Genomic DNA, 12,520 nt, shown 5'->3' on the forward strand with positions numbered 1-12,520 from the left:
GCCCCGCATGAATGAGCTAAAGCTGCGGGCCATGAATGCTTCCGTCCTGTCTTCCGACGCCCTTCAAAAGGTTGCGGCGGAAGCCGTCCGCCGATCTCATGCCGCCAGCCCCTCCGGTCAGCGCAAACTCCCGCTCAGGGTTGGCTCGCGCGCCTCTCCGCTGGCGCTCTGGCAGACGAGGACATTCCTCACGCGTCTGACGCGCTTCTGCCCCGTCCTGCGTGACATGGGGGCGTTTCAGGAGCACCAGATCAGCACTGAGGGCGACCGCAATCTCACACAGCGTCTTGCTGAAATTGGCGGCAAGGGTCTGTTTGCCAAGGAAATTCATGAGGCTCTTGCGGCCGGGCGGATCGATTTTGCAGTTCATAGCCTTAAGGATCTTGAGACCAATCTTCCGCCAGGTCTGGTTCTGGCCTGCACGCTGAAGCGCGAAGACGCGCGGGATGCGATTATCCTGCGGGACCGGACGACAAAGGTTGATCCGGCAGATCCGTATGCCTCCTTGCCAGAAGGTGCGTTGATCGGGTGTGCTTCAGTACGGCGTCAGGCGCAGATGCTGAACCGCCGTCCGGATCTGCGGTTTGGCCTGTTGCGTGGAAACGTTCAGACCCGTTTGGACAAGCTTCAGGCGGGGGCTTGTGACGCGACGCTTCTGGCGCTTGCTGGTCTGCGTCGTCTCGGAATGGAAGACCGCGTCGATATTGTGCTGGAGCCGGACCAGATGCTTCCGGCCGCAGGGCAGGGCATTGTGGGCGTGACGGTCCGCGAGAGTGATACGGAACTGCGTGAGCTGCTCTCGGCAATTGAAGATCCGGAAGCGCGCGCCGTTTCCACGGCCGAACGTGCGCTTCTGGCCGAACTGGATGGCTCATGCCGGACGCCGATTGGCGGTTATGCCCGGATTGAGAATAGCGTTCTGAAGCTGACGGGCATGATTGCCAGTGAAGACGGAACGTTCCTGCTTCGCCGTGAAATTTCTGGCGCGCCACTTGAAGCGGCCCGTATGGGAAGAGAACTGGCAGAGGAACTGCGTCGTGATACCCCGGCAGCCATTTTCGCCGAGATGACGCGCGCCTGACCATGAGACGGCGCGCGGTTCTGGTCACGCGTCCTGAGCCTGGCCTGACCGTGACGCTCGCGGATGTTCGGCGTCTCGGGTGGAACGCAGTTTCATGTCCGATGCTGGAAATTCGTACAGATGCGCCAATAACCGTGCGAGATTGTGAGGCCATAGCCATCACCAGTGCGAATGCTTTGGCATCACTGGAAGACTGGCCTCGCGATCAACGTATTGTGGCCGTCGGTTCCAGTACCGCTGATCGTGCACGGAGCATGGGCTTTCGGCGGGTCGAGGCGGCGGATGGAGATGCCCGCTCTCTCGCGGCCTATTGCCGTAGCCATGATCTGACTGGTCCTTCCCTTCTTCTGGCCTGTGGCGAGGGGTATGGGCTGGATCTTGCGGAAGAACTGAATGCGTCCCGGGTGAGCGTTTATGGCGTGACCAAGCGTGCTCTTCTGATGGACGCCGCTCGTGATGCCCTTTTGAGGCATGAGGTCGAGGCTGTTGTCTTTTATTCAGGAAAAACAGCAGACGCCTTCATGGAGGCTCTGGAGAGCCAGGGTTTGGAAAGCCTGTCTGGGGTGAGGGCACTCTGTCTGTCCGAGGCCATCGCTGCACGCCTGACCAGAAAGGACTGGCGTGCAGTGGAATGGCCCGATCCGCTGGAACGGCTCGGGCCTTACTGATCGGGAGATCAGGCTTCGCCAGCTGGCTCCGGGAACTGCTGGGCGCGCTTGGCCTGCCACAGGGCAACGAAGTCGATCGGCTGCAGAACCACCGGCGGGAAACCACCGTCACGGGTGACGTCGCTGATGATGGAACGCACATACGGGAAGATCAGGCGCGGAACTTCAACCAGCAGGATAGGCTCGACGAGTTCCTGCGGAGCGTTGCCCAGCGTCACGATGGCGGCATAGGTCAGCTCGGCAATGAAGACCGTGCGGCCAGCCTTGCCACCTTCTTCTGCTGGCGGCTCGGCAGCTTCGGCGCGAACAGCCAGAGCAACTTCGTAAACCGGCTGTTCTTCTTCCAGGCGGTTGGCCTGAACGTCGATGTTGACGGAAATCTGCGGGGCAGCGCGAAGCGTTGCGAAGATGGAAGCGCCGGCCGGAACTTCGAAGGACAGGTCCTTCGTGTACTGCAGGTTGACGGCAAGCGGCATCTGCGGCGGAGCGCCTTCCATGTTCTGCGTGGTGTTGTCGTTTATATTCTCGGACATGTACGGTCTCCGGATCCGCAGGGCGGATAGCGATGGAACGATTGCGATACAGTGGCGGTAGCATGATGTGTCATGCACGCCAAGACAGGCTTCCTGCATGCATGAGGTTGAGATTGGGTCGCTGCCGCCCTATCTGTAAGACAACGGAAATTTCAACGACCTGCGTGAAACATAACCTTCATGTCTTCTGACGACATTCATCTCTCCTCCGCTCTGATTGGCCATTCCGGTCACGAATTCCCATGGGACATCGTGGTGCTGGCAGTTCTGGCGATTGCACTCGGTTTTCGCCTCTACCGCGTGTTGGGACGTCGTATTGGCATGCAGGGTGTTCGGCAGGACCGGCCTCCTGTCTTTACAGGGCCAGGACAGGCTCCGGCCCGCCAGACGCCGCCGCCTCTGCCGGTTGCCTCCGCGCAGGGAAATGCCGAGCCTGCGCCGCAGATTGAGTACGACATTCCTGCACCCGCCACCCGTGTGGGGACTATTCTCGGGCAGATGACGCAGCTTGACGGTGGGTTTACGCCGCAAGGCTTCCTGAAAGACGCAGAGACCATCTTCCGACAGGTGGTTCCAGCTTTCGCCGCGGGTGACCGGGCGGCTCTGTCAGGTCTGATGACGCCAGAGACTGAAGAGGCGTTTCTCGCGGCCATCGATGCGCGAACGGAAGCTGGCGAAACGCAGCGTAGTGACCTTCGTGGCATCGAGAGCATGGCTATTCTGGATGCGATGCTTGTGTCTGGCGACGGCAATACGCAGACCGGCCGAATCGAAGTGCGGATCGTGTCGCGCCAGGTCAACATGCTGACGGACCGTCAGGGTGAGCCGGTTCAGGGCACGGATGCTGTCACGGAGTTCCACGACCTGTGGCTGTTCGAACGTCAGTTTGGAGTGTCAGGAACGCAATGGCGTCTGGCGGCATCACGCCCGGCCTGATTATATACGCTCATCATGAGAAAACTGCTGACACTGACAGCACTTGCCCTCGTGGCCGGGTGCGCCACACAGAACGATAAGTCCTCCTCTCTTTCCCTGACAGCGACCGGTTTTGATGCCCTTACGGGATGGGAGAGGGAGGATTTTTCCTCTCTTCTTCCTGTTTTGCGTCAGAACTGCCATCGGCTGACACAGCTTCCGCCGGAGACGCCTCTCGGGGGAGCGGAGACGCTACCCTATGGCCGGGAAGCGGGGGACTGGTCCGCGGCCTGTGCGGTTATCGAGACAGCAACGGATACCCGGACTTACCTCCAGACGTGGTTTCAGCCTTATGTTGTCGATGCCAGGGCGTTCTACAGCGGCTACTTCGAGCCTCAGATCGAAGCATCCCTGACGCGGGGTGGCCCGTATCAGACGCCGGTTTATGGACGGCCGCAGGATCTCGTGCGGACCAAAGCCACCAATGGCCAGATGGTGACGGGGCGCTGGGAAAACGGTCAGTTCAAACCCTATTACGATCGGGCGCAGATTGATGCCGGGGTTCTGAACGGGCAGGGGCTGGAAATTGCCTGGCTGAAAAGCCCGGTGGATCTGTTTTTCCTGCAAATCCAGGGGTCGGGTCGATTGATCCTCCCTGATGGCTCCCAGATCCGCGTGGGGTACGACGGCAAAAACGGCCTGCCTTATGTGCCGCTTGGTCGCGTTCTGGTTCAGGAAAATGAACTGGCATCGTCCTCAGTCAGCATGGATAGCATCAAAGGATGGCTGGAAACGCATCCGGATCGCATGATGGCGATGATGGAGCGTAATCCGAACTACGTCTTTTTCCGGCGCGATGATGGCAGTCTTGCGCAAGGGGCGACGGGGGCTTTTGGGGTGCCACTGACAGCCGGTCGTTCGGTGGCCATTGACCGGTCTGTGGTTCCTTTTGCAACTCCGCTGTGGGTCGAGACGAAGCTGCCGGATGCCAAAGGGCAGCCTGCACCCTGGCAGCATCTGGTCTTTGCCCAGGATATCGGAACGGACATCAAGGGCGCAGGACGTGCCGATCTGTTCACGGGCTGGGGCGCTTTTGCCCAGTATGTCGCAGGAAATCTGCATGAAGGGGGCAGGATGGTGATCCTGCTACCGCGTCCTCCTGCGGTTTCCTCGGCTCCATGATCCGAAGCCGCCGGGAGACGCTCGGCGCCCATACGATGATCCGAGGAGACTGCACGACCGTTCTGCGCCGTATGCCGTCGCAGAGCGTCGATATTGTCGTCACGTCCCCGCCGTATAATCTGGGTATTGAGTACCGTACCTATCAGGATCAGTTGCCTGAAGACGCGTATCTGGACTGGATGGAAGACGTCTGTGCCAGCGTGAAGCGGATCATGAAAGATGATGGATCGTTCTTCCTGAATATTGCCGGATCCTCGTCTCAGCCCTGGCTTCCGTTTGAGTTGATGTCCCGGCTGCGTAAGCTGTTCGTGCTTCAGAACCATATCACCTGGATCAAGTCGATTTCGGTGGGCGAAATCACGTACGGGCATTTCAAGCCTCTGAACTCGCCTCGTTTTGTTAACCGGAACCATGAACACATTTTCCATCTGACCAAGAAGGGCGATGTGAAAGTTGCCCGGCTGGATGCGGGCGTTCCGTTTACGGACAAGAGCAATATTTCACGCCGACAGCATGAGATGGACCGGCGCTGTCGAGGGGATACATGGTTCATTCCCTATGAAACGGTTCGGAGTCGCAAAGAAAAATTCAGCCATCCGGGCACGTTTCCCATCGCGTTGCCAGAAGCCTGTATACGTCTGCACGGTGTCAAACCCGGTGGCGTGTTGCTGGACCCGTTCATGGGGGTGGGAACGAGCCTGATTGCGGCAGAACGCAAAGGTTTGTCAGGCATCGGCGTGGAAAAAGACACGCGTTACGTGAATATTGCGCGCAAGCGTCTGCGTGCGGCGATCGGGATGAAAGAAGAGGACTGGGTGGACGAATGATCGGTCAGGCCTTTAGGTCTGACAGGATCAATCGTTTTGACTTCTCGTGTTACAATCTTCAAACCTCACATTCTCGTGACAGTGAGGAGATTTGCGGTGCGTCGCAGCACAATTACCAAAGGAATTGCCGGTCTGGTGGCACTGGGCGTCGTCGCCTGGGGCGGTACAGTCACCTATCTTGAGCATTTCGATCATGCTGGCGCGCCAAAGCTTCCTGCTAGCAGCCCTACTCGGCATGACCCTGTAGCCATGACGGCATTCGCGGCTTTTCAGGAAGTGCGCTGTGATTACTGTCACACGCGTAACGCTGATCTGCCGTTCTACTTCAAGCTGCCGCTGGCCAATCAGATCATGAACCGCGATCTGGAGCAGGGGCAGCGTCACTTTGAGTTTGCGCCGATCATCGAGGCGTTCCAGCAGGGCAAGCCACCTTCCGTTGAGCAGCTTTCTCGTATCGAGGAAGTCATCGTGCAGAACCGGATGCCACCGGCAGCCTATCTCACAATGCATCCGCACGCTCACCTGAACGAGAAGCAGCGCGCCGATATTCTGAAGTGGGTGCGTGACCAGCGCGAGCGCTATTACGCCAGTACGGATGTTGCGCCGCAGTTCCGGGGGGAAGTCATTCAGCCTATCCCGGAAACGATTGCCGTGGACTGGAAGAAGGCCGAACTGGGACGCACCCTGTTCTTTGACAAGCAGCTTTCTGGAAATGGCCAGCTTAACTGTGCAAGCTGCCATGGACTGGACAAGGCCGGCGTGGACAACCAGACGACTGCGACAGGTATCAACGGCCAGACCGGCCCGATCAATGTGCCGACGGTTTACAACTCCGTCTTCAACATCGGGCAGTTCTGGAATGGTCGGGCCAAGGATCTGGCCGAGCAAGCTGCTGGCCCTGTCATGAATCCGCTGGAAATGGGCTCGCATGACTGGCCAGCCGTGGCAGATCGTGTGCGGGCAGAGCCAGGTTACACGGACCAGTTCACAGCGGTTTACGGGTCTGACGAGATCACGAAGAACACTGTTACGGATGCGATCGCCGAGTACGAAAAGACGCTGATCACGCCGGATAGCCGCTTCGACCTGTACCTCAAGGGCAAGGCAGACGCGATTACGGCACAGGAAAAGCGCGGCTATGAGCGCTTCAAGACGATTGGTTGCTCTGGCTGCCATAGCGGTGTTGCCGTCGGTGGCGATGCGTACGAAATTCTGGGTCTTGAGGGGCCATATTTCGAAGACCGTCACAGCAAGCTGACGGCGGCGGATGATGGGCGTTTCTCTTTCACCAACAACCCGTCTGATCGTGAGCGCTTCAAGGTGCCAAACCTGCGGAACGTCGAACTGACCGGTCCGTGGTTCCATGATGGTTCTGCCAAGACACTGGATGCTGCCGTTCGTGCCATGGCGCGTTACGAAACGCCCGATCATGATATCAGTGATCAGGATGTTGCAGACATCGTTGCGTTCCTGAAGACCCTGACGGGCAAGTATCAGGGCATTCCGCTCAAGGATGTTCCGGCAGATGCTCCATTGCGGGCAGCGCAGGCTCACTGACTGCGGAATTGAATGATGAAACGGCCTCGGAGTGATCCGGGGCCGTTTCTGATTCTGGCTTAGTCTTTGTTCAGTTTACGATCTGCTGCCCGGTCAATCTCATCCCGTTCTTCCGGTGTCAGCAGCCCCCGTTCCATCTCCTGCGTGGCACGGGCTTTCGCATTCCGTGCCCTGGCCTTTGTATCGACGGGATAGGCCCGTTTTTCAGGAAGCCCGAATTCCCTGTCAGGCAGGCTGTCCCGTTCCTCTTTACTGAGCTTGCTCATGATCTGTCTCCTTGTGTGCAAGAATGTTGGGAGAATGAGTGCGGTTGTGCAGGGCTCAGAAGCCTGACGGTAAAGATTTACCTCCGCGTGTGCGAGGAACACGATGTCATCAACCGCATGGGATTTCCGGGCTACGGTTCATCCCCGCGTGTGCGGGGAACACCAGAATGGCAGTTACAGTGGAAAATCTACCTGCGGTTCATCCCCGCGTGTGCGGGGAACACGTGGTATCCTGCTGGCGGCGAGCGAACTCCGCCGGTTCATCCCCGCGTGTGCGGGGAACACATGCCGATCGATCCTGTCACAGCCAGACTATCCGGTTCATCCCCGCGTGTGCGGGGAACACAGCAGGATCGTGCCGTTATCGTTATCGCCTGTCGGTTCATCCCCGCGTGTGCGGGGAACACGTTGGCACGATTCTGACGCAGGCGATCGCAGCCGGTTCATCCCCGCGTGTGCGGGGAACACGGCGAGCTGATCGAACTGGAGAACTGGCAGTGCGGTTCATCCCCGCGTGTGCGGGGAACACCTTGTCGAAAACCACGTGAAGGTTAAGAAGGCCGGTTCATCCCCGCGTGTGCGGGGAACACAAACAGAAGGGTATAAAGTGGGCTTGTTTGGCCGGTTCATCCCCGCGTGTGCGGGGAACACCCTTGTTTGTAAGTATATGATTATGGGTGCAAATCTTCCACTTCAAAAAGCTACCGATTTTTCAGCGTCGGTTTCGTGGTGAATTGAGGGGGCCGGGCAGGAGGGGGAGGGCAGCTTCTGGACCGAACTCGACCAGACGAAATCCGTCAAGGTCCACGGGGCATCGTCTGTTGGCGCCGCAGGTGTCGAACTCGAAGCCTGCGTCATTGGGAGCAGCCCATGCGATGACAGCGTTTCCCTGTTCAATATAGGCGCAGACCTGCTGCCAGATCATCTCGCGTACTTTTCGGCCATAGGTACCGACATATACTCCTGCGCGGATCTCCAGCAGCCAGACGGCGAGCCGCCCTCGCAGTCGCGGTGGAGCGTTTTCAACCACGATGACCAGCATCGGCCAATCCTTCCGGGTCTTCAAAGGCCACAGGCATGGCTTCTTCCGGTGCTTCAGGGGGTGACAGGCCTCCTGCGGAGAGAACATCTTCGATCATGGGGACGAGGCGTTCCAGGATCCGGGTGCGGCGGAAGGCATCCCGGCACCTTCGGCGGACAGTTCCCGTCACGTTCGTGATGGCTTCACCGTCCAGCATGCGTCCTTTTTCGAGGGCTGCGACAACCCGGAATGCCTCAGGCACTACGGTTTCGAATTTTACGATGTCGGCAATGTCATAAACGAAGCTCTGGGGTTTGCCGGTGTGAAGAAAGCCGATGGCGGGTGCATATCCAGCGGCAAGAATGGCGGCTTCGCAGATGCCATACAGGCAGGATGTTGCGGTTGAAAGTGCACGGTTGATGTCGTTGGCGGATGACCATTCCCGCGGGTCGTAGCGCCGACCTTCCCATTTCACACCGTATTGCAGGGCCAAAAGCCGATAGGTTTCCCGAACGCGGGCGCCTTCTATACCGCGAAGCTGGTCCACCGAGCGTCTGGCGGGTGCTTCCTCACCAAAACGCAGGACATACATCTGGCGCACCACGTTCAGGCGTGCTGTTTCATCCAGAGCCAATCTAGCCTGATACAGAAGCCGGTCTGCACGCGCTCCGCCGGGCTGGCCGGAGGCGTAGAGGCGCACGCCTGCTTCCCCGACCCAGATCAGGAGTGTTCCGGCGCGGGCGGCGAGGGCTGTCGCGGCATGACTGACGCGAGTGCCGGGTTCAAGCATCAGGCAGCACAGGCCACCAATCGGGATGTGGGTGCGGACGCCGCGCTCATCGACCATGACGAAAGCGCCATCCAGAACATCCAGACGGCCTTTTTCAACAAAGAGGATCGAAGACCGTTCACGGATGGGAATGGGACGGGGCGGCGGTAGCCCCGGGACTGGCCGCTCCGTCACAGCGGTTTACCAGGCCCGGCGGATGAGCATGAGGCCGCACCCGAAGCTTTTGGCCCGCCCAAAACCGCTTCGCAGGCTGGTCAGGAAAATCTCCGGGTTCGTGACGGTCAGGATGCCTTCGAATTCCATGACGCCGAAGGTTGCAGGGCTCTGCTGCGGCGTTCGGGGAATGACGACGGTGTCATAGCTGTCCACGCGTGGGGGCGTGGGCAGGGAAAAGCCTCTGTCCTGTGCCTGTCGGGTCAACCAGGCAGAGCCGGCGTCCTGAACGAGCGCCAGACGGGCTTCGGCCCGCAGGCTTGTTCCTCCTTTTTCGGAAGGCTGTCTGCCCGGAATGTGGTGCAGTGCATCCATGACGACATCATGCCGTTTACCGCGTTTCTGGCCTGGGATGTGACGACTGATCGTGGCATTGGCGCGCAACCGGAACTCCAGAGCGTCGCCTGCGCGCAGGTTGGGCTCAAACGGGCGGGGCGCGTCGATTTCGAACAGTCCATGCGGGTCCGCGGGGGGACGTTCGGACAGGATGTAGAAACTGCCCGGCTCTTCCTGCCGCCATAGAAAGTCTCGGTTCCGTTCAGGAGTGTCTCCGAACAGTGCCCAGATCAGGTGGTGACCGCTCTTGATCTGGGCGCTCGTATCGTGGGGCAGGAGCAGGCTGGAGAGGGCGGAGAGCGCCTGGCTATCCCGTCGCAGGCGTGCGCGGGAGAGGTAGAGTTGCGTCACAGCACGGGAACCGTCATGACGGCCTCCTCTCTCAGGTCGAATTGCCAGCGGGTTCGGGAGCGTGGCTGGTCCCGGCGGAAGATGGTCTGGATGGTCTCGTCCGGCAGGCCATGCTGGTCCGCATCCCGTTGGTCCATGACGATCATGTGCCGCATCGTGTGTTCGGATTGGGTCTCTGCCGGGGTGGTAAGGCAATCCCACTCGGCCCAGTGCCTCCGGTTTGGTGCCGTTCGTGCCAGCGCATGACGCAGGGTTGTGCGTTCCTGATGCCCCGCTTGGGAAGAGGATGAACTGGTAAGGGAAAGTCTGCCTTCCGGCCCCTGTCGGTAACGGTCGCGGAGGGCGGAAACGGCGTTCTCGTGGTCCTGAAGATCGGGAGCGAGCGGCAGACCGAGCGGGCAGGATTTCCGACCCAGATAGGGCGTGAAAACCGGTGTGCGCATGGCTTGTGCCAGATCGTCCAGAGACCATGGCGCCGTTTCCGTCCGTAGCCACAGGGCACCAAGGTGCCAGCTTCCGGCCCGGTAATCGCGGCGGGACAGGGTTGTGTTCAGGTCCGGGGTGGCGAGTTCCTGCGCGCGGGTCCGGAAGCGTGTATTGCGCTGGGCGGAGGGCATCTGGGCGGTGTGAAAATCCGTTAGCAACTGGCCGGGGGCGTGGCAGAGAAGGGCCAGACCGTAATCGCGTGCCAGATCGTCCTGACGGGGATCATCCCGGGTCAGGCCAAGGCAGGCGGCGACCAGTCCCAGAATGGCCGAACGGGCCGGGCGATCAAATCCGTCCCGCCGTTCCCCGACTGCCACGCCGCCAAAGGCCGAGAGCGGCGCAATGAGGGCGAAGGTCAGATAGCGTGGCATGGGTATCAGTCCTTCTGCGCGAAGGTGACGATCTCTTCCAGTGTCCCGCCGCCGCCCAGCACCAGTTCGGCCTGTGCGTCAGAACCGGGCCAGTAAGCGTTATCGAGCTGGTTCCGGAAAGTTTTGAGCTGGGCGATGGAGGCGCCGACAATGTCTGTTCCGGTGACGGGCTGGGCGAATGCACCGGCCAGCGTGCGGGGCTGCTGGTTGCCTTTTTCAGCCAGAATGTAGTGCGCGCGGGCATGAGCGGCAAAGCTGTTCTGCTTGCCGCTGGGGGCGACGGTTGCGGCGGCTCGCGTCAGAGCACCGAGAGTGGCCGCGGCTAGGGTGCCGTCGTCTTCATCGCCAAGATTGGTCTTCAGAAGATCCCGATTGATGCAGAGATATAAATAGAACACGCCAGATCCGAAGCCGGCTTCTCCCAGGAAGCCTGCACCAGCATCTTCTGAAGAGGTCTTCAGATCATCAACGGCAGTATAGTAGTCGTCTTCGATGGAGACCTTGTGTGTTGTGATGGCGTGAGCCACCTGGGCTGCGGCTTCACGATTGAACGACGGATTATCCGCCAGCATCCGTCCGAACAGCGCAATGTCTGCGGCTGTATCGGCCCGCAAGAGCACAGAAGCGGCTTCTTTCTTGGGGTCGATCTTTTCGCCGCCCGCCATGCGGTCTGCCAGTTCGAGGGCTGCTGCCTTCTCGCGTGGGGAAATGAAGGCAAGCTGCTCGATAGCGGTTGAGGTTTCTTCCTTTTTGAGCTTGCCGAAGATACCTGCGACTTCGCGGGCGATTTTCGTGGCTTTTTTAACGTCCTGACCTGCTGCGATCAGATGGTCCAGGATTTCTTGCCCCATCCGTTGGGTGCGCTTGCCCAAGTTGTGCTCAAGCGCCGCTTGGAATGCTTCCGAAGTCCGCCATGCACGTTTGAGCGCCTGTGAAGACAGTCGGAGCCTGTTGGCTCCGCCGACTATGGCGGTCTTGGGGCGGCCCAGATCATCCCGGTTCAGGTTGGAAGGGGGGAAGAACGTCAGAAGATGCAGTTGAAGAAAACGGCTCATGAGAAATGTCCTTATCGGGCGTCGGCGGGAAGGGCGGAGAGTGGGTTGCGGTTCCCGATGCCCCAATAGTCATGCACCCAGCGGGTACGAATACGGTCTGCGGCGGCATCTTCTGCCGGCCAGCGAAGAAGGGACTGGGCCAGATCGCGAATGTTGAGTGGTGCGTTGGCCAGCCGCACAAGGCGGCGGAACGCAGTCAGGCACTCTTCAGGATCACGGGTCTCCAGCAGTTTTTCCAGTCGGTTGGGTTTGAATCTGGCGGAGGTTGCCACTTCATTCGGGGAACCGCCGAAGTCTGTTGGTCCGATTTCCCGGGCAACGGCATTTCGAAAAGCCTTTTGGCCGTCCGGTGCTTTTGGCGTGGGTGTTTCTGTCCGAACATGCGCGAGCACGCCCATCGTGAGAGCCAGCGCGGGCAACTCGTCGGGGGATGGGGCGGTTGGGAACTGACGTACCAGCGAGGCGAACGCTGGTTCCATCATAATATCCCAGACAGAGCCACACCGTCGCAGGCGTGCGCTGATGGCTCTCTGGCCCCCCCTTTCCTGGTCAGGGTTGGTCGGATACAGGTCTCGCCACCATGTCACGAAGGTTTCGGTTGTTTCCTTATCAAGACGCATGGTTTGTCCCGTTCTTTCTGGGGGCGTTGGGCGGAATCGGCTGCTTCAGGAACTCGAAAAGCTGCTTCCCGTCTTTGGAATGTCCGTACAGGGTGCTGAGGAGCCAGCGACGGCCGTTCCCGATCTGAACGCATTCCTGAATGTCCGTATCCGGCGTGGCGGGGGCGTATTCATCAAACAGATCCAGCGCGACACGACGCTGATCCGCCAGCCAGTCACGGCAGGGCTGGTCCTGTGCCGTTGTCGGG

Annotated in this window: 14 protein-coding genes, 1 pseudogene and 1 CRISPR repeat array; of the genes and pseudogenes, 6 read left to right on the plus strand and 9 right to left on the minus strand. The window is 59.7% G+C overall.

What is annotated here, in order from left to right; translation table 11 throughout:
- Positions 1-7 precede the first annotated feature (7 nt).
- Both hemC and B7444_RS11400 read left to right on the plus strand, forming a co-directional pair.
- The gene (gene hemC, locus B7444_RS11395; protein ID WP_007282389.1) at positions 8-1,081 is read left to right on the plus strand and encodes a hydroxymethylbilane synthase; all 1,074 of its coding nucleotides are present in this window, start codon (positions 8-10) and stop codon (positions 1,079-1,081) included.
- Between the two features lie 2 nt (positions 1,082-1,083).
- Positions 1,084-1,749 carry a uroporphyrinogen-III synthase gene (locus tag B7444_RS11400; RefSeq protein WP_007282388.1) on the plus strand — a complete coding sequence of 222 codons (666 nt, stop codon included), beginning with the start codon at positions 1,084-1,086 and terminating at the stop codon, positions 1,747-1,749.
- 8 nt (positions 1,750-1,757) lie between these two features.
- On the opposite strand, the gene secB is transcribed toward B7444_RS11400, so the two are convergent.
- Positions 1,758-2,282 carry a protein-export chaperone SecB gene (gene secB / locus B7444_RS11405; protein WP_016737722.1) on the minus strand — a complete coding sequence of 175 codons (525 nt, stop codon included), beginning with the start codon at positions 2,280-2,282 and terminating at the stop codon, positions 1,758-1,760.
- 180 nt (positions 2,283-2,462) lie between these two features.
- Between secB and B7444_RS11410 the strand changes: the two genes are divergently transcribed.
- From B7444_RS11410 to B7444_RS11425, 4 genes are all read left to right on the plus strand, one after another.
- Positions 2,463-3,218: a Tim44/TimA family putative adaptor protein gene (locus tag B7444_RS11410; RefSeq protein ID WP_007282386.1), complete on the plus strand. Its 756-nt coding sequence runs from the start codon at positions 2,463-2,465 to the stop codon at positions 3,216-3,218.
- Between the two features lie 15 nt (positions 3,219-3,233).
- Positions 3,234-4,379 carry a murein transglycosylase A gene (gene mltA, locus B7444_RS11415; protein ID WP_007282385.1) on the plus strand — a complete coding sequence of 382 codons (1,146 nt, stop codon included), beginning with the start codon at positions 3,234-3,236 and terminating at the stop codon, positions 4,377-4,379.
- Positions 4,376-5,206 (plus strand): DNA-methyltransferase, encoded by an 831-nt coding sequence (locus B7444_RS11420; RefSeq protein WP_007282384.1) that lies wholly within the window; start codon positions 4,376-4,378, stop codon positions 5,204-5,206. The genes mltA and B7444_RS11420 overlap by 4 nt, the downstream gene beginning before the upstream one ends.
- A gap of 96 nt (positions 5,207-5,302) precedes the next feature.
- A complete protein-coding gene (locus B7444_RS11425; RefSeq protein WP_007282383.1) occupies positions 5,303-6,763 on the plus strand; it encodes a cytochrome-c peroxidase in 1,461 nt (486 codons plus the stop codon).
- A 59-nt stretch (positions 6,764-6,822) separates the two neighbouring features.
- Here B7444_RS11425 and B7444_RS11430 read toward each other — a convergent pair whose 3' ends face one another.
- From B7444_RS11430 to B7444_RS11465, 8 genes and pseudogenes are all read right to left on the minus strand, one after another.
- Positions 6,823-7,029 carry a hypothetical protein gene (locus B7444_RS11430; protein WP_007282382.1) on the minus strand — a complete coding sequence of 69 codons (207 nt, stop codon included), beginning with the start codon at positions 7,027-7,029 and terminating at the stop codon, positions 6,823-6,825.
- A 134-nt stretch (positions 7,030-7,163) separates the two neighbouring features.
- A CRISPR array of direct repeats spans positions 7,164-7,680; the repeat unit is 29 nt; unit sequence CGGTTCATCCCCGCGTGTGCGGGGAACAC.
- A 61-nt stretch (positions 7,681-7,741) separates the two neighbouring features.
- Positions 7,742-8,071 (minus strand): type I-E CRISPR-associated endoribonuclease Cas2e, encoded by a 330-nt coding sequence (gene cas2e / locus B7444_RS11435; protein ID WP_016737723.1) that lies wholly within the window; start codon positions 8,069-8,071, stop codon positions 7,742-7,744.
- Positions 8,052-9,014: a type I-E CRISPR-associated endonuclease Cas1e gene (gene cas1e / locus B7444_RS11440; protein ID WP_007282379.1), complete on the minus strand. Its 963-nt coding sequence runs from the start codon at positions 9,012-9,014 to the stop codon at positions 8,052-8,054. The genes cas2e and cas1e overlap by 20 nt, the downstream gene beginning before the upstream one ends.
- A gap of 6 nt (positions 9,015-9,020) precedes the next feature.
- Positions 9,021-9,740: a type I-E CRISPR-associated protein Cas6/Cse3/CasE gene (cas6e, locus tag B7444_RS11445; protein WP_007282378.1), complete on the minus strand. Its 720-nt coding sequence runs from the start codon at positions 9,738-9,740 to the stop codon at positions 9,021-9,023.
- The gene (gene cas5e, locus B7444_RS11450; RefSeq protein WP_007282377.1) at positions 9,737-10,597 is read right to left on the minus strand and encodes a type I-E CRISPR-associated protein Cas5/CasD; all 861 of its coding nucleotides are present in this window, start codon (positions 10,595-10,597) and stop codon (positions 9,737-9,739) included. The genes cas6e and cas5e overlap by 4 nt, the downstream gene beginning before the upstream one ends.
- Before the next feature lie 5 nt (positions 10,598-10,602).
- Positions 10,603-11,652 (minus strand): type I-E CRISPR-associated protein Cas7/Cse4/CasC, encoded by a 1,050-nt coding sequence (gene cas7e, locus B7444_RS11455; protein WP_007282376.1) that lies wholly within the window; start codon positions 11,650-11,652, stop codon positions 10,603-10,605.
- 11 nt (positions 11,653-11,663) lie between these two features.
- Positions 11,664-12,272, minus strand: coding sequence for a type I-E CRISPR-associated protein Cse2/CasB (casB, locus tag B7444_RS11460; RefSeq protein WP_007282375.1), 609 nt, complete (start codon positions 12,270-12,272; stop codon positions 11,664-11,666).
- Positions 12,262-12,520: pseudogene (locus tag B7444_RS11465) on the minus strand (type I-E CRISPR-associated protein Cse1/CasA); the annotation flags it as partial. The pseudogene B7444_RS11465 and the gene casB, both read right to left, overlap by 11 nt.

It is taken from the genome of Gluconobacter thailandicus F149-1 = NBRC 100600 (assembly GCF_000964465.1).
In the GTDB taxonomy this organism is placed as follows: Bacteria; Pseudomonadota; Alphaproteobacteria; order Acetobacterales; family Acetobacteraceae; genus Gluconobacter; species Gluconobacter thailandicus.